The sequence below is a fragment of the Streptomyces kunmingensis genome, from assembly GCF_039533535.1.
Lineage (GTDB): Bacteria > Actinomycetota > Actinomycetes > Streptomycetales > Streptomycetaceae > Streptomyces > Streptomyces kunmingensis.
Genome location: NZ_BAAATS010000019.1, coordinates 271,466 through 291,714, shown reverse-complemented (window position 1 = coordinate 291,714; position 20,249 = coordinate 271,466). Strand labels below are relative to the sequence as shown.

Genomic DNA, 20,249 nt, shown 5'->3' with positions numbered 1-20,249 from the left:
CTCAGACTCCGTCCGTACGGTGCGCAGCATGACTACGAAGACTGATGCGCAGCCCGACGCCGCCGAGCGGAAGGAGCACGAGGAGGCCGTCGAGGCGACCGAGTCGACGGACACCCCCGGCACGGCCGAGCAGCCGGCCGTTACCAAGAGCGAGGCCACCACGGCCGAGGAGGGCGTGAACGACGCCGCCACGGACGATGACGCCCTGGACGACGACGCCCTCGACGATGAACTCGTCGCGAAGGAGGCCGCCGCCGCGCACCCGTCCGGTGTCGGCCAGGGCGCGGGCGCCATCGTCTCCGTGGGCCTCGGCATCATCGCCCTCAGCGGCAGCTGGCTCGGCACGGTCGCCTCGGCCCGCGAGTCGCTCATCGGCCAGCTCAACACCACGCAGACCGCGAGCGTCGCCACGCAGGTCTCCGAGGTCTACGGCGACTCCTGGCACGCCGCCGCCCTGGTCGGCGGCGTCTTCTCGCTCATCGCCCTCATCGTCGGCGCGGTCGTCCTGGCCAAGCCCGCGTTCGGGGCGCCCGTCAAGGCGCAGGCGGTCTGGATCAAGTCGACGGCGTGGGCCGGCGTCTCGCTCGGCGTCCTCGGCCTGCTGCTCGCCGTCGCCAAGTACTCGGACCTGCTCCTGGGCCTGCCGAAGACCAGCTGAGCCGGAGCCTGTACCTGGTCGAGTCCGAGGGCGTCTAAGGCGGTCGTAACCGGCCGCCTTGGGCGCCTAAGGCGTTTCCGGCCCCGCCTAAGGCATCCCCGCCCCCGAACATGCGGCACTCTCCCGATGTGCCGCACCCCCCTGGGAAACGAGAGTTGAGGCATCGCGGAGAACGGTCCGCGAGAACCAACGGTCCGCGAGAACCGCGGACGATCGTCACCAGGGAGACGAGATGTTCGAGTACGAACTGCACCAGGCCCGCTCCGCCGAACTCATCCAGCAGGCCGAGGCCTACCGTCTGGCACGCGCCGCCCTCAAGGCCCGCCGCGCCGCACGTCACTCGGCCCGCCAGGAGGCCGAAGGGCGGGTGAGTACGAACGGACCCCGCCGGCACCGTGCCCCGCGCGCAGCATGAGCGCGGCACCACGGCCCGGCGGAACGAACACGGGGCGCTCCGCGGGGGGATTCACGGAGCGCCGCACGGGGGGATCCACGGGGCGATCCATAGGGGGATCCACAGGGGAGGACGGGCGGCCCGCCGTTCTCCCCTTCCCCGTGGCCCCGGCGCCCGCCCGCGCCGAAAACCCCGCCTCGCCCTCGTATCCGTGTGCGATGCTCGGCGCTGTGGAAACCAGGTCCGTCAGCCCGGTGTTCGTCGGCCGCGCCGATGAACTGGGCGTACTGCACTCCGCCCTCGCCCGTGCCGTCGACGCCGCGCCCCAGGCGCTGCTGCTCGGCGGCGAGGCCGGGGTCGGCAAGACCCGCCTCATCGAGGAGTTCGCCGCCGGGGCCTGCGGGCAGGGCGCGGTCGTCGTCACCGGCGGCTGCGTCGAGATCGGCGCCGACGGACTGCCCTTCGCCCCCTTCTCCGCCGCTCTGGGCGCGCTGCGCCGCAAGCTGCCCGACGACTTCGACACCGCGGCGGCCGGCCAGGAGGACGAACTGGCCCGGCTTCTGCCGGAGTTGGGCGACCGGACGGTCCGGGGCCTCGACGGACGCGGCGACGAGAGCGCCACCGCCCGCCTCTTCGAACTCACCGCGCGGCTCCTGGAGCGCGTCGCCGCCGAGCGGACCGTCGTGGTCGTCCTCGAAGACCTGCACTGGGCCGACGCCTCGACCCGCCACCTCCTCTCGTACCTCTTCCGCACCCTGCGCAGCGGCCGCCTCGCCGTCGTCGCCACCTACCGCGCCGACGACGTCCACCGCCGCCACCCGCTGCGCCCCCTGCTCGCCGAACTCGACCGGCTGCGCACCGTCACCCGCATCGAACTCGGCCGCCTCACCCGCGACGAGGTGGCCCGCCAGATCGCCGGGATCATGGCCGCTGAACCCGAACGGGCCCTCGTCGACGACATCTTCCGACGCTCCGACGGCAACGCCTTCTTCGTCGAGGAACTCGCCGTCTCCGCCGCGGAGGGCTGCGCCACCGGCCTCACCGACTCGCTGCGCGACGTCCTCCTCGTCCGCGTCGAATCGCTGCCCGAGTCCGCCCAGCGCGTCGCCCGGATCTGCGCCGAAGGCGGCTCCACCGTCGAGTACCCGCTGCTCGCCGCCGTCGCCCGGCTCGGCGAGGACGAACTCATCGAGGCCCTGCGCGCGGCCGTCGGCGCCAACATCCTGCTCGCCACCCAGGACGGCGACGGCTACCGCTTCCGCCACTCCCTGGTCCGCGAGGCCGTCAGCGACGACCTGCTGCCCGGCGAGCGCTCCCGCCTCAACCGCCGCTACGCCGAAGCCCTCGAAACCGAGCCGGCGCTCGTCCCCGCCGACTCCCGCGCCATGCGCCTGGCCACGTACTGGTACCACGCCCACGACCCCGCCAAGGCGCTGCCCGCCGTCCTCGGCGCCTGCGTCGAAGCCCGCCGCCGGCACGCCTACTCCGAACAACTGAGGCTGCTGGAACGGGCGATGGAGCTGTGGGACGGGGCGCCGGAACCCATCCGGGCCGCACTCCGCCTCGGCGACTACTCCGAGGCCTACCCGGCCTCTGAAGGCGACCCCGCCACCACCCCGCTCAGCTACCTCGACCTGATGGGCGAAGCCGCCGTAGCGGGCCGCCTGTGCGGGGAGCGGGAACGCGCCATGAAGATCAGCAGACGTGCCATCCGGATCCTCGACGAGGCCGCCGCCCAGGGCGAGGGCGACCCCCTGCGCGCCGCCTGGTTCTGGATCCAGCGCTCCCGGATCAGCTCCCACACCGGCCGCGGTGACGGCTGGGACGAGATAGCCACCGCGCAGGAACTGGTCCGCGGTCTGCCGCCGTCCGCCGTGCACGCCCAGGTCCTCACGCACGCCGCCGCCTGGGGCATGCTGCACAGCCCCGGCGCCGAGACCCTCGCCGCCGCCGAACGCGCCGTCGAATACGCCCGCATGGTCGGCGACGAGGCGACCGAACTCCACGCCCGCCTCATCCGCGGCGGCCTCCTCGTCGACGCCGGCGACATGGAGCAGGGCTTCGCCGAGATGTACGCGGTCCGCGACCGCTCCGTCGAACTCGGCCTGATCGCCCGCATCAACAACGTCAACGTCAACCTGCCCTCCTGCCTCGAAGGCGCCGGCCGCTCCGAGGAGTCCGTCCGCATCTGCGACGAGGGCATCGCCCTGTGCCGCCGCTACGGCCTGACCGACACCAAGGGCTGGGTCCGTTCCAACAAAGCCGAGTCCCTCCTCTCCCTCGGCCGCTGGGACGAAGCGGCCGAGGCCGCGGAGCTGACCCGCCGCTCCTCACTGAGCGGCAAGCCCCGGGGCACCGCCGGCGTGCACCTCGCCACCATCGCGCTGGGCCGCGGCGCCCTCCAGGAAGCGGCCGGTCATCTCACCGCCGCCCTGGAGCACTACGGCACCCACGACCCGATGCCGCAGTACGTTCTCCCGCTCGCCCATCTCTCCCTCGCTCTCGCCGCCGCCCAGGGCCGCCTCCTCGACGCCCGCGCCGAACTCGACCGCATCGTCACCGCCGGCCTGCCGCCCTCCATGCACCGCTACATCTGGCCGCTGCTGCGCACCGCCGCCGCCGTGGAGGCGGACGCCCGCGGCCTGCCCGCCGCCGGCGCCGGCCGTGCCGGGGCCATCGCCCGCATCCGGGACGCCGTCAAGCACCAGGCCACCCCGGTCCCCGTCTGGCACGCCCATGAACAGTGGGTCCGGGCCGAACTCCTGCGCGCCGAGGGCCGAGACACCCCCGACGACTGGTCCGCCACCGTCACCGCCCTGGAACCCCTGGGGCGCCCCCACGACCTGGCCCGCGCCCGGCTCCGCCTCGCCGAGTCCCTGCTTCTCTCCTCCGCCACCGGCAGCGGCCCCACCGAGGCCGACCGCGACCGCGCCACCGAACTGCTCCGCCTCGTCGGAGCCGTCGCCGACCACCTCGGCGCCCGCCCGCTCATCGAGTCCGTCGCCCTGCTCGCCCAGCGCGCCCGGCTCAGCCTCACCCCCTCCGTGCCGCGCCGGGCCGCCCCGGCCGACCCGGCCGAAGGGCTCGGTCTCACCAGCCGCGAACGGGACGTCCTGCGCCTGGTCGCCGCCGGGCGCAGCAACCGGGGGATCGCCGAGGAACTCTTCATCTCCCCGAAGACCGCCAGCGTCCACGTCTCCAACATCCTCGCCAAGCTGGGGGTCGCGGGCCGCGGCGAGGCGGCCGCCCTGGCCCACCGGCTGCGCCTCTTCCCGGACCAGCCGGCTCCGGCGGGGCCCGGCGTCTCGGCCTGACGGGTCCGCAGGGCCCCGCCGTACGCTGGACGGAGGGCTCGGCCGCCGTGCCAGCTGCATGCCACCTGGAGGCGCAGTGTTCAACATGTTCGAGGAACTGTTCGCGCCCGGCCGCAAGCACGCCGATGACGAGCGCAAGCGCCTGGAGCTGACCCGGGTCGACCTGAACGACGGCGACCCCGGCCGCGGCCCCATAGACCTCACCTCCGGCAAGGTGACCGTCCGCGCCCCGGATCGGCCCGAGCCGGATCGGACTGTGCCGGATCGGCCCGAGCCGGACGCCGAGGCGGAGCAGGACCCGGCGCCGCCCCGGGACTGACCGTCCGCCCAGCCCTGGCCGGGGTGCGGTCAGCTCACCTTCAGCTCCAGAATGCGGTCGTCCCCCTCACCCGGCGTGCCCCGCGTGTCCGTCTCGCTCGTCATCAGCCACAGCTTGTCGCCGCCCGCGGCGACCACCGTGCGCAGCCGCCCGTACTTCCCCTCGAGGAACTCCTGCGGATCGTGCGCCGCCTTGGTGCCGTCCAGCGGGATGCGCCACAACCGCTCGCCCCGCAGCCCCGCCATCCAGATCGAGCCTTCGGCGTAGGCGATGCCACTGGGGGAGGCCTCGTCGGTCCGCCACTGGGCGATCGGGTCGTGGTAGCCGGACCCGCCGCCCTTGCCCTCGGCGTCGGGCCAGCCGTAGTTGTCACCCGCCACGATGTTGTTCAGCTCGTCCCAGGTGTCCTGGCCGAACTCCGAGGCCCACAGCCGCTTGTCCTTGTCCCAGGCCAGGCCCTGCACATTGCGGTGCCCGTACGAGTACACCGGCGAGTCGCCGAACGGGTTCCCCGGAGCGGGGTCGCCGTCCGCGGCGAGCCGGAGGATCTTGCCGCCCGGCGACTTCTTGTCCTGCGCCAACTCGGTCCGGTACGTCTCGCCCGTCCCCGCGTACAGCAGGCCGTCGGGGCCGAAAGCGATCCGTCCGCCGTTGTGGTTCGAGCCCTTGGGGATGCCCCGGAACACCGTGTCCGGAGCGCCCAGCTGCTTGCCCGCGGGCTTCTTCTCGTCGTACAGCATCCGCGCGATGCGGTTGTCCGACTCCGTCGTGAAGTACGCGTAGACCATGTGGTCCGAGGCGAAGGACGGCGAGAGCGCGAGGCCCAGCAGGCCGCCCTCCTCGGCCGCGGCCACCCCCGGCACCGGGCCGAGCTCCGTCTTCTTCCCGGTCTCCCCGTCGACGCGGGTGATCGTCCCCTCGTCCCGGGACGAGACCAGCAGGTCGCCACCGGGCAGCGGGGCCAGCCCCCACGGCGATTTGAGGCCCTCGGTGACCGTGCGCACGACGGTCACCGATCCCTTGGCCGGCGGAACGTCACCGGGCTTCGGCGATGCGGCCGGGGCGTCCGCGTCGCTCGTGCTCGGCGCGGACGTCCTGTCTCTGCTCGCCTGCCCGTCGTCACCGGAGGAGCACCCCGCCGTGAACAGGAACGCGGCACAGGCGGCCACGGCCAACGCGGGCCGCACAGCTTGACGTTGCACGATCAGGATCCCTTCGACGCGACGGTTCTACCGTTCATACACCGCTCGCGCCCCGCAGGTTCCCGATCTCCGCCGACGGAATCCGGCCGGGTCACCGGATCCGACCGGACCACACCCGCCATGGCCGAATCCCGACGGCGCGGCCGGATACGACCGAACCCCGCACGCCATGGCCGGAACCCGACGCCCCGGACCGCCATCAGTCCCAGACCCTTTGCGCCCCCGGCACCTCCGCGTCCGCCGCCGGTCCCGGGTCGTTGTGCCCCCGGCAACCCCGCGTCCGCCGTCAGTCCCAGGACCCCTGCGCCCGCGGCAACCTTGCGATCTCCGCCAAGTCCGCTTCGGTCAGGGCAAGGTGCGCCGCCCCCGCGTTCTCCACCGCCCACCGCTCGTGCTTGGCGCCGGGCACCGGCACCACGTGGGGCCCCTGCGCGAGCACCCAGGCCAGCGCGACCTGCGCCGGCGTCACCTTCTCGCCGTGGCGCGCGGCGATCCGGCGCAGGCCCGCCACGATCGGCTGGTTCGCCGCCATCATCTCCGCGGTGAAGCGGGGGTGCCGGGCCCGTACGTCGTCCGGCTCGAAACCCTGGCCGGGCGTCAGCGTCCCCGTCAGGAACCCGTTGCCCAGCGGCATCGCCGCCAGGAGCCCGACACCGCGCGCCGCGCACCACGGCAGCAGCGTCTCCAGCGCGTCGGGGGACCACACCGACAACTCCGCCATCACCGAACTCACCGGGAACACCTGCTGGACCCTCTCCAACTGGCGAATCGTTTCGGCATGCAGCCCGGCACGGCCACCGCGCCGCGTGGCCCGCGCCCCCACCGCGCACAGCCCCAGGGAACGCACCTTGCCCGCGCGCACCAGCTCCGCCATCGCGCCCCAGGTCTCCTCGACGGGGACCTCCGGATCGGCCCGGTGCAGCTGATACAGATCGATGACGTCCGTCTGCAGACGCCGCAGCGACGCGTCGCACGCCCGCTTCACATAGCCCGGGCGGCCGTTCGCGACAATGTGCTGCTCGCCGACGAGCAGCCCCACCTTCGTCGACACGAACGCGTCCGCACGCCGCTCCTTCAGGACCCGGCCGAGCAGCAGCTCGTTGGTGAACGGCCCGTACATGTCGGCGGTGTCGATCAGATCGCAGCCCCGGTCCAGCGCCGCGTGCACGGTGCGCAAGGACTCCTCGCCGCGCCGCCGCGAGCCGGTGTACGCCCAGTTCATCGGCATGCAGCCGAGGCCGACCGCCCCCACCTCGAGCGCCGCCGCCCCGATCGCCTTGCGCTCCACCTGCTCGTGACCCTCCCTGTCTTTGGCCACCAACCTAACCTCTGCACGTCGGCGCGGCTGACATAGCCTCCTGACCATGACTGGAGATGTATGGCTGCCCTTCCCCGCCGACGAGATCCCGGGCCTCCCCGACGGGCTCGACTACCGCTTCTGGAACGGTGAGCCGGACTTTCCGGCGGACCCGGCCGACTGCGCGTACTACGTCGTCCCCTACATGAAGGGAGCCGATGTCGCCGTGCGGCCCCTGCCGCGGATGACGTCCCTCCGTGCGGTGCAGACGCTGTCCGCGGGCGTCGACCACGTGCAGAGCGGGCTCAAGTACCTGCGTCCCGGCGTGGAGTTGTGCAATGCGCGCGGGGTGCACGACGCCAGCACCGCCGAACTGGCGCTCACCCTGATCCTCGCCTCCCTGCGGGGGATCCCCGACTTCGTGCGCGGTCAGGAGCGCGGGGAATGGCGTTCCGGATTCCGTCCGGCCCTCGCCGACAAGAACGTCCTCATCGTCGGGTACGGGGCGATCGGTTCGGCCATCGAGGACCGGCTCGTTCCCTTCGAGGTCGCGCGGGTGGCGCGCGTCGCGCGCTCCGCGCGCACGACGGAGCGCGGACCCGTGCACCCGCTCACCGACCTGCCGGAGCTGCTGCCCGAGGCCGACGTCGTCATCCTGGTCACCCCGCTCACCGACGAGACCCGCGGCCTGGTGAACGCCGATTTCCTCGCGCGACTCAAGGACGGCGCGCTCCTCGTGAACGTCGGCCGTGGCCCCATAGTCGACACCAAGGCGCTCCTCGCGGAACTGGAAAGTGGCCGGATCACTGCCGCCCTGGACGTCACCGATCCTGAACCACTGCCCCAGGAGCACCCGTTGTGGCAGGCTCCGGGGGTGCTCATCTCCCCGCATGTCGGCGGTCCCACCTCCGCCTTCCTGCCCCGCGCCAAGCGGCTTCTCGCCGCCCAGCTCACCCGCTTCGCGGCCGGGCAACCGCTCGGCAACGTCGTGCACACCATCGGCTGACCGACGGATCAGCGGCCCCACGGACACCGTCCGTGCGGCTGCCCGCGCGAGGACGCACACGCTCCGCGCCCGTCCGGCCGCACCGCGTGCCACCATCACTGCTGGTCGTCACGGAGCGTAGAGAAGCTATGTCCCTGAGTGACGAGACTGGTGTATCGTCCCGACTGGGGCAGCGCCACTCGGGTACACGGCGCCGGGGATGAGTGACGGACTGACTGCGAGGGGGGCGACGGGCGATGCACGGCCTATGGGTGAACGATCCGACGCGGCGGGGCCGTCGACGGCGACCCACACACGCACCGATGCGCGGGCGCAGTCCTGGCTGCCCCAGAAGTCATACACACCGGGGCGGGCCCCGTGGCGGCCGCAGAAAGCATCCGCACACCGGCCCGGGCGAGCGGGACACGGGAGCGGCGCGGCGGACCGAGGCGGCCCGGTGACCGCCCAGCCGACGGAGACGACGACCCTGCGTGCCCCGCTGCGGGCCAGGGCCTCGGTGCCGCTGCACGCTCCGTCCGCCTCGACCGCTTCGCGGCCCACCACGAGCAGCACGGGCCCCCAGGTGGCGCTCACCGTCCTGTGCGCGGCCTACGCCACGGGATCCGCGCTCGGCTGGGGGAGCGAGGAAATCGCCCTGTTCATGGGGGATTTCGGGCTGAGCATCGCCGCCGCCGTCGCCGCTGTCTCGAACTTCCTGTACGCGCGCAGCCGACGCAGCCGCTTTCGACCTGCCTGGCTCCTGTTCGCGCTGTCCTCCCTGATGGCAGCGCTGGGCAACGGGATGTGGGGGTGGTACGAGGTCGTCCTGCGGGTGCAGGTGCCGACCCCGAGCCTCGCCGATCTGTTCTTCCTCTGCTTCGCGCCACCCGCGATCATCGGCCTCCTCGTCCTCGCCAAGCGCCCCGTCACGAAGGCCGGCTGGATCTGCCTCGGCCTCGACGCGTGGCTCATCGCCGGATCGCTCATCACCCTCTCCTGGAGCCTCGCCCTCGCGCACACCGCCGAGTCCGAGGGGCAGAGCGTCACCCGCACCGCGCTCTCGCTCGCGTACCCCCTCCTGGACATCGCGCTGGTCAGCATGGTTCTCGCCCTGCACTTCCGCCGCTCTCCCGGCAACCGCACGGCGGTGAACACCGCGATCGGCGCGCTCGCCCTGACCGTGATGTGCGACGCCCTGTTCACCTCGCCGCTGCTGCACGCCAGTTACCGCTCGGGGGAGATCCTCGACGCGGGCTGGTTCGCCGGGTCGCTGCTGCTCGCGTACGCGCCCTGGGTGGGGCCCATGGGCGGCTCGTCCTACGAGGAGCGGGCACAGGGGCCCGGCGGGCGCTACCAGGTCAGTCACACCCGGCCCATCTCGGGTTCGCTGGCCGCCCTCACCCCGTATCTGGCCGCCGCGGTCTGCACGTTGGGGATTCTCTACAACGTGCTGAACGGTCACAGTGTGGACCGGGTCGTGCTCTTCACGGCCTGCACCGTGGTCCTCGCCCTGGTCGTGCGCCAGGGCATCATGCTGCTCGACAACATCACGCTGACCCAGGAGCTGGCGCAGAAGGAGAACCACTTCCGCTCCCTGGTGCAGGGTTCGAGCGACGTCATCATGATCGCCGCTCCGAACGGGATCCTGAGATACGTCAGCCCCGCCGCCGCCGGGGTCTACGGACGCGAGGCCGACGAGCTCGTCGGGTCCGAGCTCGCGTCGATCATCCACCCCGAGGACCTGGGGCGGGTGGTGCACGAGGTGCGCAGGTTCCTCGCCGCGAGCCAGGTCGAGGAGCCCACCACCCGCATCGAATGCCGTTTCCGGTCCGGCACCGGAGCCTGGCTGAACGTGGAGTCCACGATCAACCGCCACCACGGCGGCCTGATCCTCAACAGCAGAGACGTCACCGAACGGGTGCGGCTCCAGGCGCAGTTACAGCACAACGCCGAGCACGACCCGCTCACCGACCTGCCCAACCGGGCACTGTTCACCAAGCGGGTCGGCATGGCCCTCACCGGGCGGCGGGCCACCGACCGGGGCACCGCCGTGCTCTTCATCGACCTCGACGGCTTCAAGCAGGTCAACGACACGATCGGCCACCAGGCGGGCGACGAACTGCTCGTGCAGGCGGCAAGAAGGCTGGCCGACTCCGTACGTTCCGGAGATACCGCGGCCCGTCTCGGCGGTGACGAGTTCGCGGCGCTCATCGTCGGCGACGGAGGTCGCGACCACACCGCCAGGGAACAGCAGATATACGAGCTGGCCGACCGGCTCAGAATCGCCCTGTCCCAGCCGTACACGATCGACGGCCACAAGGACGTACGCGTCGCCGCCTCCATCGGCGTCTCCTTCGCGGAGCCCGAGATCACGGCGGGCGAGCTGCTGCGCAACGCGGACCTGGCGATGTACCGGGCCAAGGCCGCGGGCAAGGGCCGGGTCGAGCTGTACGCGCCCCAGATGCAGGCCGACGTCGTACGCAAGGCGGAGCTGGCCACCCGGCTGCGCTCCGCGCTGCGCGACGGCGAGTTCGCGCTGCTGCACCAGCCGATCGTCGCCCTCGACGACGGCCGGATCACGGCGGTCGCGGCGCAGGCGCGCTGGCGCTCGTCACAGGGCATCCTCTTCACGCCCGCCGAGTTCCTGCGCGTCGCCGACGACGGCGAGCGCACCGCGGAGCTGGGCCGCTGGATGCTGGAGCAGGCCGTCGAGCAGGCCGCGGACCGCCGCCAGAGCGGTCATGTGACCCCGGTCGCCGTGCGGATGAGCGCCCGCAGACTCCTCGACCGGGCCATGCCGCTCAGCTCCATCGAGGCGCTGCTGACCCGGCACGGGCTGCCCTCCGGCTCGCTCGTCATCGAGCTCGCCGACAGCGACCCGAGAGTGCCTCTCGACGAGCTGGAGCGGCGCCTCACCGCGCTGCGCAGACTCGGCGTCCGTATCGCCCTGGACGGATTCGGCAGCGGCTATGCGGCCATCACCGCGCTGCGCCGGCTGCCCGTGGACGTACTGAAGCTGGACAGATCGCTCGTCGAGGGCGTCGTCGAGTCCGCACGGCTGCACAAGATCACCAGCGGGCTGCTCCGGATCGCGGGAGATCTGGGACTCGCCTCGGTGGCCGACGGGGTGGACCTGCCCGAGCAGGTCCTCGCGCTGCGGGAGATGGGCTGCACGCACGGCCAGGGGATGGCGTTCTCCGGGCCGCTCGACGAGTACCGGCTGCGCCGCGCGCTGACCTCGGGGGAGTACCCGATGCCGCGGGAGGCGGGCGAACCGGTGCTCGCGGGGGCGCCCGGACCACGCTCACATAATGAGACTCCCGTCCCACCCACTTGACACGCCCTGCGTGCCGGGGGGAGGGTCAAGGCCATGCGCACCCGAATTCTCGTACTTGGAAAGCGCGTCGGCTGAAGCTGGGATCCACTGGTGGAAACACCTGAATTCCCAGCGACCGCACCCGGCGCGCTCCCCTCGCTTGCCTCACGGCACGAGGGGTTTTTTGTTGCACCGGCACAGGACGCAACCCGCAAGACCCCTGCACAACCCTCGCAAAAACCCTCAGCATCGAGAAGAGAATGCCGATGACCGAGCAGGCCACCGGGGCCCACCATCCGCAGCCGCGGCCCCGTTCCGGAGGACAGCAGTCCGCCCCCGTCGAGCACGTCACGGGTGCGAAGTCCCTCATCCGCTCGCTTGAGGAGGTCGGGGCCGACACCGTATTCGGTATCCCCGGCGGCACGATTCTTCCCGCGTACGACCCGATGATGGACTCGAGCCGGGTGCGCCATGTGCTCGTCCGTCACGAGCAGGGTGCGGGGCACGCGGCCACGGGTTACGCGCAGGCCACCGGCAAGGTCGGCGTCTGCATGGCGACGAGTGGTCCCGGCGCCACCAACCTGGTCACGCCGATCGCCGACGCGAACATGGACTCGGTGCCGCTGGTCGCGATCACCGGCCAGGTCGTCTCCGAGGCCATCGGCACGGACGCCTTCCAGGAGGCGGACATCGTCGGCATCACGATGCCGATCACCAAGCACAGCTTCCTCGTCACCAAGGGCGAGGACATCCCGAAGGTGATCGCCGAGGCGTTCCACATCGCCTCGACCGGCCGCCCGGGCCCGGTCCTCGTGGACATCCCGAAGGACATCCTGCAGAAGCAGACGACGTTCTCCTGGCCGCCGCAGACCGACCTGCCCGGCTACCGCCCGGTGACCAAGCCGCACGCCAAGCAGATCCGCGAGGCCGCGAAGCTGATCACGAACGCGAAGCGGCCCGTCCTGTACGTGGGTGGCGGCGTCCTCAAGGCGCAGGCCACCGCCGAGCTCAAGGTCCTCGCCGAGCTGACCGGAGCGCCCGTCACCACCACCCTGATGGCGCTCGGCGCGTTCCCCGACAGCCACCCGCTGCACGTGGGAATGCCGGGCATGCACGGTGCGGTCACCGCCGTCACCGCGCTGCAGAAGGCCGACCTGATCGTCGCCCTCGGCGCCCGTTTCGACGACCGCGTCACCGGCAAGCTGGACAGCTTCGCCCCCTTCGCCAAGATCGTCCACGCCGACATCGACCCGGCGGAGATCGGCAAGAACCGCGCCGCGGACGTGCCGATCGTCGGGGACGCCCGCGAGGTCATCGCCGACCTGGTGCAGGCCGTCCAGAAGGAGCACAGCGAGGGTCACGTCGGCGACTACAGCGCCTGGTGGACGGGGCTCAACCGCTGGCGCGAGACCTACCCGCTCGGCTACGACCAGCCGGAGGACGGCTCGCTCTCCCCGCAGCAGGTCATCCAGCGCATCGGCCAGCTCGCCCCGGACGACACGATCTTCGCCGCGGGCGTCGGCCAGCACCAGATGTGGGCCGCGCACTTCATCCAGTACGAGAAGCCGGCCACCTGGCTGAACTCGGGCGGCGCCGGGACCATGGGCTACGCGGTGCCCGCCGCGATGGGCGCCAAGGCCGGCGCACCCGACAAGCCGGTCTGGGCGATCGACGGCGACGGCTGCTTCCAGATGACAAATCAGGAGCTCACCACCTGCGCCCTGAACAACATCCCGATCAAGGTCGCCATCATCAACAACGGCGCCCTCGGGATGGTCCGCCAGTGGCAGACGCTGTTCTACAACCAGCGCTACTCGAACACGGTGCTGCACGCGGGCCCGGAGGGCGACACGCCGCCCAACAAGGGCACGCGCGTCCCCGACTTCGTGAAGCTGTCCGAGGCGATGGGCTGCTACGCCATCCGCTGTGAGCGCCCCGAGGACCTCGACAAGTGCATCGAGGAGGCGAACTCGGTCAACGACCGTCCCGTCGTGGTCGACTTCATCGTGCACGAGGACGCCATGGTGTGGCCGATGGTCGCCGCCGGCACCTCGAACGACGAGGTCATGGCCGCACGCGGCGTCCGCCCCGACTTCGGCGACAACGAAGACGACTGAGAGCTGTAGGAAGAGGAACAAGCGCCATGTCCACCAAGCACACGCTCTCCGTCCTGGTCGAGAACAAGCCGGGTGTCCTCGCCCGTATCACCGCCCTGTTCTCACGCCGCGGCTTCAACATCGACTCGCTCGCCGTCGGTATCACCGAGCACCCCGACATCTCGCGCATCACCATCGTCGTGAATGTCGAGGGACTCCCGCTCGAACAGGTCACCAAGCAGCTCAACAAGCTGGTCAACGTCCTGAAGATCGTCGAACTGGAGCCGGGCTCCGCCGTCCAGCGCGAGCTCGTGCTCGCCAAGGTCCGCGCCGACAACGAGACGCGCTCGCAGATCGTCGAGATCGTCCAGCTGTTCCGCGCCAAGACCGTGGACGTCTCGCCCGAGGCCGTCACCATCGAGGCCACCGGCTCCAGCGACAAGCTCGAGGCGATGCTCAAGATGCTGGAACCCTTCGGCATCAAGGAACTCGTCCAGTCCGGGACCATCGCGATCGGCCGCGGCTCGCGCTCCATCACAGACCGGAGCCTGCGGGCGCTCGACCGCACGGCCTGAACCGGCCTTATCCCGGCACCATCCGGCTCGCATTGCGAGACCTGAAAACTTCCTGTCCTTCTTCCGCCGTACGGTGGGACGCAACACCAGCACACATAGGAGAACCCCAGTGGCCGAGCTGTTCTACGACGACGACGCCGATCTGTCCATCATCCAGAACCGCAAGGTCGCGGTGATCGGATACGGCAGCCAGGGCCACGCCCACGCGCTGTCCCTGCGCGACTCGGGCGTCGACGTGCGCGTCGGTCTGCACGAGGGCTCCAAGTCCAAGGCGAAGGCCGAGGAGCAGGGCCTGCGCGTGGTCACCCCCGCCGAGGCGACGGCCGAGGCCGACGTCATCATGATCCTGGTCCCGGACCCGCTCCAGGCCAAGGTCTACGAGGAGTCCATCAAGGACAACCTGAAGGACGGCGACGCGCTGTTCTTCGGTCACGGCCTCAACATCCGCTACGACTTCATCAAGCCGCCGGCCGGCGTCGACGTCTGCATGGTCGCCCCCAAGGGCCCGGGTCACCTGGTGCGCCGTCAGTACGAAGAGGGCCGCGGCGTGCCGTGTATCGCGGCGGTCGAGCAGGACGCCACCGGCAAGGCCTTCGAGCTGGCGCTGTCCTACGCCAAGGGCATCGGCGGCACCCGCGCCGGCGTCATCAAGACGACCTTCACCGAGGAGACCGAGACCGACCTGTTCGGTGAGCAGGCCGTGCTCTGCGGCGGTACCGCCGCGCTGGTGAAGGCGGGCTTCGAGACGCTGACCGAGGCCGGCTACCAGCCGGAGATCGCGTACTTCGAGTGCCTGCACGAGCTGAAGCTCATCGTGGACCTCATGTACGAGGGCGGCCTGGAGAAGATGCGCTGGTCGATCTCCGAGACCGCCGAGTGGGGCGACTACGTCACGGGCCCGCGGATCATCACGGACGCCACCAAGGCCGAGATGAAGAAGGTTCTCGCCGAGATCCAGGACGGCACCTTCGCCAAGAACTGGATGGACGAGTACCACTCGGGCCTGAAGAAGTACAACGAGTACAAGGAGCAGGACGCCAGCAGCCTGCTGGAGACCACCGGCAAGGAGCTGCGCAAGCTCATGAGCTGGGTGGACAACGAGGAGGCGTAAGCCCCTCGGGTGCGGGGCCGCGGCACACGCCGCGGCCCCGTTCTCCATAGGCTGTACACATGGTTGTCCATGGCGTCCAGCCACGGACGAGTGATCCTTCCAGGGAGGCGCAAGACCGCCTTCCGTGCGCCACTACACTGCTGAATTAAATTCGCGTTGGGCCCACAGCGTCGTGCGTCTTTCACGCGGCTAGCCACCTCCACCGCTTGCGGCCGTCGGGACGGCCGTCCGCATTGGGACTTGTGAGGACTCACGTGAGCACTGCTGACACCGGCAAACCCGTCGTACTCATCGCTGAGGAGCTGTCGCCCGCCACCGTCGACGCTCTGGGCCCGGACTTCGAGATCCGCCACTGCAACGGCGGAGACCGCGCGGAGCTGCTGCCCGCCATCGCCGACGTCGACGCCATCCTGATCCGCTCGGCCACCAAGGTCGACGCCGAGGCCGTCGCCGCCGCGAAGAAGCTGAAGGTCGTCGCACGAGCCGGCGTCGGCCTGGACAACGTGGACGTCTCCGCCGCCACCAAGGCCGGCGTGATGGTCGTCAACGCCCCGACGTCGAACATCGTGACCGCCGCCGAGCTGGCCTGCGGTCTCCTCATCGCCACCGCGCGCAACATCCCGCAGGGCAGCCAGGCCCTCAAGGGCGGCGAGTGGAAGCGCAGCAAGTACACGGGCGTGGAGCTCGCGGAGAAGACCCTCGGCGTCGTGGGCCTCGGCCGCATCGGCGCCCTCGTCGCCCAGCGCATGTCGGCCTTCGGCATGAAGGTCGTCGCCTACGACCCGTACGTGCAGCCCGCGCGCGCCGCGCAGATGGGCGTGAAGGTCCTCTCGCTCGACGAGCTGCTCGAGGTCTCCGACTTCATCACCGTCCACCTGCCCAAGACGCCCGAGACGATCGGTCTGATCGGCGACGAGGCACTGCACAAGGTGAAGCCCTCGGTGCGGATCGTGAACGCCGCGCGCGGCGGGATCGTCGACGAGCAGGCGCTGTACTCCGCGCTCAAGGAGGGCCGCGTCGCCGGCGCCGGCCTGGACGTGTACGCGAAGGAGCCCTGCACGGACTCCCCGCTGTTCCAGTTCGACCAGGTCGTCTGCACCCCGCACCTCGGCGCCTCGACCGACGAGGCGCAGGAGAAGGCCGGTATCGCCGTCGCCAAGTCGGTGCGCCTCGCGCTCGCCGGCGAGCTGGTCCCGGACGCGGTGAACGTGCAGGGCGGCGTCATCGCCGAGGACGTCAAGCCGGGTCTGCCGCTCGCCGAGCGCCTCGGCCGGATCTTCACCGCGCTCGCGGGCGAGGTCGCGGTCCGCCTCGACGTCGAGGTGTACGGCGAGATCACCCAGCACGACGTGAAGGTGCTCGAACTCTCCGCGCTCAAGGGCGTGTTCGAGGACGTCGTCGACGAGACGGTGTCGTACGTGAACGCTCCGCTGTTCGCGCAGGAGCGGGGTGTCGAGGTCCGGCTGACCACGAGCTCCGAGTCGCCCGACCACCGGAACGTCGTGACGGTGCGCGGCACCCTCAGCGACGGCCAGGAGGTCTCGGTCTCCGGCACGCTCGCCGGCCCGAAGCACCTGCAGAAGCTCGTCGCCGTCGGCGAGTACGACGTGGACCTGGCGCTCGCCGACCACATGGTCGTCCTGCGCTACGAGGACCGTCCCGGTGTCGTCGGCACGGTGGGCCGTGTCCTCGGCGAGGCGGGCATCAACATCGGCGGCATGCAGGTCGCCCGTGCCGACGTGGGCGGCGAGGCGCTGGCCGTGCTGACCGTCGACGACACGGTGCCGCAGAGCGTCCTCACCGAGGTCGCCGCGGAGATCGGCGCGACGTCGGCGCGCTCCGTCAACCTGGTCTGAGGCACAGCGGACACACGAGGGCCGGGCCACCCACGGGTGGCCCGGCCCTCGTGCGTCCCGAAGAGAGGCTCACAGACAGGCTCACAGTCAGGCTCACAGTCAGGCTCTCGGGAAGACTCTCAGGACGAGGCGCGCTCGATCAGGCCCTCCCGGTAGGCGATGCCGACCGCCTCGGTGCGGCTCGCGGCGCCCAGCTTGGCGAGGATGTTCGAGACGTGGACGCTCGCCGTCTTGCCGCTGATGAACAGTTCCTCGCCGATCTGACGGTTGGTGCGGCCCCGGCCGAGCAGCCGCAGCACATCGCTCTCCCGGGCGGTCAGGGCGGCGATCCGTTCCTCGGCGCCCGGCGCCTCGGTGAAGCGGCCCCGCCGGGCCAGCGCGTCCAGCGCCTCGCGCAGCGGCACGGCGCCCAGTCGCTCCGCGACCGTCCGGGCCGCGCGGGCCTGCTCGGCGGCCTCCTCGCGGCGGTCGGCGATGAGCAGGGCCTCCGCGAGCCGCCGTCGGCACCGGGCCAGTTCGTACGGTTCGCCGTAGCCGAACGCCGTCACCGCCCGCTCCCACGCCTCGACGGACGGGCCGGTCGCGGCGCGCACCGCCTCGGCCTCGGCGCGGGCCAGCCAGGCCAGCCCCTCGGGCCCCTGTTCGGTGCCGTCCTCGCCCTGTGCCGCCGTGCCGCGGGCCAGCTCCACCAGCTCGGTGGCGATCGGCGTCCAGCGCTCGACGGCGCTCGCGTCGCCGGACCGCCGGGCCTCCTCCGCCGCGTCGGCGACCCCCGACAAGGTCAGTGCGGCGAGCCGCACGAAGGCGTCGGGCCGCTCGGAGCCCGCACCCTCCATGAGCCGCTCGACCGAGGCCCGCATCTGACGTACGCAGTCCCCGGCGTCGCCGCGCAGCGCCGCCTCGTCGGTCAGTACGAGGCTGGCGACGAGCGCCGCCATCCAGTCGGCGGAAGGGCCGAGCAGCGCGCGGGCCCCGGCGACGGCCGTCTCGTACGCGCCGCGCGCCAGGGCGACGTACAGCGCGGGCGCGGTCGTGAACGCGACCGCGGCCGGGAGCAGTTCGGCGTCGGAGGTGGCCGCTCGCGCGCACTCGTCCCAGCGGCCCAGCGTGTAGAGCAGGACGGATTGGAGGTAGCGCAGTTCCAGGGCGTACGGGGAGGAGAGGAGCCCGGCGCGGCGGGCGCGGTCGAGGCCGTCGGCGAGCCAGGTCAGACTCGCGTCCAGGTCACCGGACTCGTAGCAGCCGAGCCCCAGGTTGTAGAGGGCCCGCATCTCGACCGCGAGGTTTCCGGCGGCGGAGGCCAGTTCGCGGGCGTGCACCAGGCGCTCGCGGCCCTGTGCCGTACGCCGGTTGTGCGCTTCGAGGCCGACCAGTGAGATCGCCAGATCGGCCTGGGCGTCGGTGAGTCCGAGCCGTTCGGCGACGCCCAGGGCCTGCCGGGCGACGCGTTCGGCGTCCTCGTCGCGTCCGACGTACCGGGCGGCCATGACGTGGGTCGCGGCGGCCCACACCCAGGTGGGCGAGGGCGGTTCGGCCGGGATCAGTGCGAGCGCCTCGCTGCTGTACGTGAACGCGGCCTCCAGGTCGTCGATCCGCATCAGGTTGCCGGCCAGGGTGTAGCGGACCCGTGCGGCGAGTTCGGAGTCGGCGTCCGAGCCGGCCCGTGCGAGCGCGGAGCGGGTGAGCTGGACGGCTCGGTGGGGCTCGCCCGCGCGGGCGGCGGCGGCCGAGGCGCGCAGCGTGAGGGTGATCGTGTTGCCGCTCTCGGGGCGGGCGGCGGAGTCGACGACGGCCCACAGTTCGAGTGCGGCCTCCAGATGGCGCAGCTCCTCGGCGGGGGCGCCGACGCGCTGGGCGTGGTCGGCGGCTTCGAGGGAGGCGGCCAGGGCGTCGGCCAGGTCGTGGCTCTCGCGCGAGTGATGCGCGCGCTCAGCGGCGCTGCCCGGCGAGCGGCCTTCCGCCGCGAGGAGCCGGGCGAAGAGGCCGTGCAGCCGGACCCGCTCGCCGGGCAGCAGATCCGCGTACACGGCCTCGCGGGTGAGGGCGTGCCGGAACGAGTACGTCGCGTCGTCGCCGGGCAGCAGCAGCTGACGTCCGACCGCTTCGCGCAGCGCCGACTCCAGTTCCTCCTCGGGCAGTTGGACGGCGTCCCGCAGCAGATCGTGCCCGACCCGGCGCCCTGCGACGGCCGCCGTGCGCAGGACCTGCTGGGCGGTCTCGGTCAGCTGCTCGATGCGGATGAGCAGGACGTCCGCGAGGCCGCTGGGCATGGCGGGGGAGCCGGGGCCGTCGTCGCCGGGCAGTGCGGCGAGCAGTTCCTCGGCGTAGAAGGCGTTGCCCTCGGCGCGGTCGACGATGCGGCGGACCGTGCTGTCGGGGACGGGGCCGGTGCGCTGCGCGCGGACGAGCCGGGCCACGTCCGCGTCGGCCAGCGGGCGCAGTTCGAGCCGGTCGACGGCGGGCAGCCGGACCAGCTCGGCGAGCAGGGGCCGCAGGGGGTGGCGGCGGTGCAGGTCGTCCGCGCGGTACGAGGCGAGGACCGCGAGGGGGTGCGGCGGGCCGCCGGGCGTGGGCCGTTGGAGGACGCCCCGGCTGAGCAGGAAGCGGAGCAGGTCCCGGGAGGACTGGTCCGCCCAGTGGAGGTCCTCGATGACCAGGAGGAGCGGGGTCAGTGCGGCCAGGTCGGCGAGGAGTCCCGCGACGCCCTCGAAGAGCTGGAGGCGGCTGCCGGTCTCGGGGCCGGTGCCCGGGGCTCTGCCGATCAGGCGGTCCACGGCGGGGCGCCCGGCGAAGGCCGGCGCGAGCCGCTCGTCGGCGGCGGCCGCGGCGAGGATCTCCGTGAAGGGGAGGTAGGGCAGGCCCACGTCGCCGAGGTCCACGCAGTGGCCGGTCAGGACGGTCATGCCGGTGGCCGCGGCGTGTGCCGCGGCCTCGGTCAGCGTCCGGGTCTTGCCGACGCCGGCGTCCCCGGCGATCAGGACGGCGCGCGGATCGCCGGCCGCGGCCCGTTCGAGAACGCCGGTGAGTTGGGCGAGTTCGCCCGCCCGGCCGATGAACGGCGTGTCGAATGTCTGTGCCACGCGGCCATCCTGGCACGCGCGGCCGGGGTCGCCCGTGGGTCCGGGC

The 20,249-nt window shown here is 71.9% G+C and carries 13 protein-coding genes; 10 read left to right on the top strand and 3 right to left on the bottom strand.

From position 1 onward, the window contains the following. Positions 1 to 28 precede the first annotated feature (28 nt). The 4 genes from ABD366_RS25650 (at position 29) to ABD366_RS25635 (ending at position 4,685) form a co-directional block, all read left to right on the top strand. Positions 29 to 658 carry a hypothetical protein gene (locus ABD366_RS25650; RefSeq protein WP_324769529.1) on the top strand — a complete coding sequence of 210 codons (630 nt, stop codon included), beginning with the start codon at positions 29 to 31 and terminating at the stop codon, positions 656 to 658. A gap of 232 nt (positions 659 to 890) precedes the next feature. Then, positions 891 to 1,073 (top strand): hypothetical protein, encoded by a 183-nt coding sequence (locus tag ABD366_RS25645; RefSeq protein WP_324769527.1) that lies wholly within the window; start codon positions 891 to 893, stop codon positions 1,071 to 1,073. A 197-nt stretch (positions 1,074 to 1,270) separates the two neighbouring features. After that, entirely contained in the window at positions 1,271 to 4,366 is a 3,096-nt protein-coding gene (locus ABD366_RS25640) for a helix-turn-helix transcriptional regulator (protein WP_324769526.1), read from the top strand. Between the two features lie 85 nt (positions 4,367 to 4,451). Beyond that, positions 4,452 to 4,685, top strand: a complete 234-nt coding sequence (locus tag ABD366_RS25635) for a DUF6191 domain-containing protein (protein WP_324769590.1) — start codon at positions 4,452 to 4,454, stop codon at positions 4,683 to 4,685. Positions 4,686 to 4,714: 29 nt separating this feature from the next. On the opposite strand, the gene ABD366_RS25630 is transcribed toward ABD366_RS25635, so the two are convergent. Further along, positions 4,715 to 5,887: a PQQ-dependent sugar dehydrogenase gene (locus ABD366_RS25630; RefSeq protein WP_411293718.1), complete on the bottom strand. Its 1,173-nt coding sequence runs from the start codon at positions 5,885 to 5,887 to the stop codon at positions 4,715 to 4,717. Between the two features lie 286 nt (positions 5,888 to 6,173). After that, positions 6,174 to 7,175, bottom strand: coding sequence for an aldo/keto reductase (locus tag ABD366_RS25625; protein WP_324769588.1), 1,002 nt, complete (start codon positions 7,173 to 7,175; stop codon positions 6,174 to 6,176). A gap of 76 nt (positions 7,176 to 7,251) precedes the next feature. Here ABD366_RS25625 and ABD366_RS25620 point away from each other — a divergent pair, with 76 nt between their 5' ends. The 6 genes from ABD366_RS25620 to serA all read left to right on the top strand — a co-directional run bounded on the left by ABD366_RS25620 (position 7,252) and on the right by serA (position 17,123). Beyond that, the gene (locus ABD366_RS25620; RefSeq protein ID WP_324769524.1) at positions 7,252 to 8,190 is read left to right on the top strand and encodes a 2-hydroxyacid dehydrogenase; all 939 of its coding nucleotides are present in this window, start codon (positions 7,252 to 7,254) and stop codon (positions 8,188 to 8,190) included. A 436-nt stretch (positions 8,191 to 8,626) separates the two neighbouring features. Further along, complete coding sequence (locus ABD366_RS25615; protein ID WP_324769522.1) at positions 8,627 to 11,506, top strand: putative bifunctional diguanylate cyclase/phosphodiesterase; 2,880 nt, start codon at positions 8,627 to 8,629, stop codon at positions 11,504 to 11,506. A 245-nt stretch (positions 11,507 to 11,751) separates the two neighbouring features. Beyond that, the gene (locus tag ABD366_RS25610; RefSeq protein ID WP_324769521.1) at positions 11,752 to 13,602 is read left to right on the top strand and encodes an acetolactate synthase large subunit; all 1,851 of its coding nucleotides are present in this window, start codon (positions 11,752 to 11,754) and stop codon (positions 13,600 to 13,602) included. 26 nt (positions 13,603 to 13,628) lie between these two features. Beyond that, positions 13,629 to 14,156, top strand: a complete 528-nt coding sequence (ilvN, locus tag ABD366_RS25605) for an acetolactate synthase small subunit (protein ID WP_324769519.1) — start codon at positions 13,629 to 13,631, stop codon at positions 14,154 to 14,156. Between the two features lie 109 nt (positions 14,157 to 14,265). Beyond that, on the top strand, positions 14,266 to 15,267 hold the full coding sequence (gene ilvC, locus ABD366_RS25600) for a ketol-acid reductoisomerase (protein WP_324769518.1): 1,002 nt from the start codon (positions 14,266 to 14,268) through the stop codon (positions 15,265 to 15,267). 254 nt (positions 15,268 to 15,521) lie between these two features. Next, the gene (gene serA / locus ABD366_RS25595) at positions 15,522 to 17,123 is read left to right on the top strand and encodes a phosphoglycerate dehydrogenase (RefSeq protein ID WP_324769517.1); all 1,602 of its coding nucleotides are present in this window, start codon (positions 15,522 to 15,524) and stop codon (positions 17,121 to 17,123) included. 119 nt (positions 17,124 to 17,242) lie between these two features. Here serA and ABD366_RS25590 read toward each other — a convergent pair whose 3' ends face one another. Continuing rightward, complete coding sequence (locus tag ABD366_RS25590) at positions 17,243 to 20,203, bottom strand: helix-turn-helix transcriptional regulator (protein ID WP_324769516.1); 2,961 nt, start codon at positions 20,201 to 20,203, stop codon at positions 17,243 to 17,245. Positions 20,204 to 20,249: the final 46 nt, after the last annotated feature.

What these genes read in the sequence shown, in the direction of transcription:
- ABD366_RS25650 (WP_324769529.1), top strand. Translation starts at nt 29, where the DNA reads ATGACTACGAAGACTGATGCGCAGCCCGACGCCGCCGAGCGGAAGGAG.
- ABD366_RS25645 (WP_324769527.1), top strand. Translation starts at nt 891, where the DNA reads ATGTTCGAGTACGAACTGCACCAGGCCCGCTCCGCCGAACTCATCCAG.
- ABD366_RS25640 (WP_324769526.1), top strand. Translation starts at nt 1,271, where the DNA reads ATGCTCGGCGCTGTGGAAACCAGGTCCGTCAGCCCGGTGTTCGTCGGC.
- ABD366_RS25635 (WP_324769590.1), top strand. Translation starts at nt 4,452, where the DNA reads ATGTTCGAGGAACTGTTCGCGCCCGGCCGCAAGCACGCCGATGACGAG.
- ABD366_RS25620 (WP_324769524.1), top strand. Translation starts at nt 7,252, where the DNA reads ATGACTGGAGATGTATGGCTGCCCTTCCCCGCCGACGAGATCCCGGGC.
- ABD366_RS25610 (WP_324769521.1), top strand. Translation starts at nt 11,752, where the DNA reads ATGACCGAGCAGGCCACCGGGGCCCACCATCCGCAGCCGCGGCCCCGT.
- ilvN (WP_324769519.1), top strand. Translation starts at nt 13,629, where the DNA reads ATGTCCACCAAGCACACGCTCTCCGTCCTGGTCGAGAACAAGCCGGGT.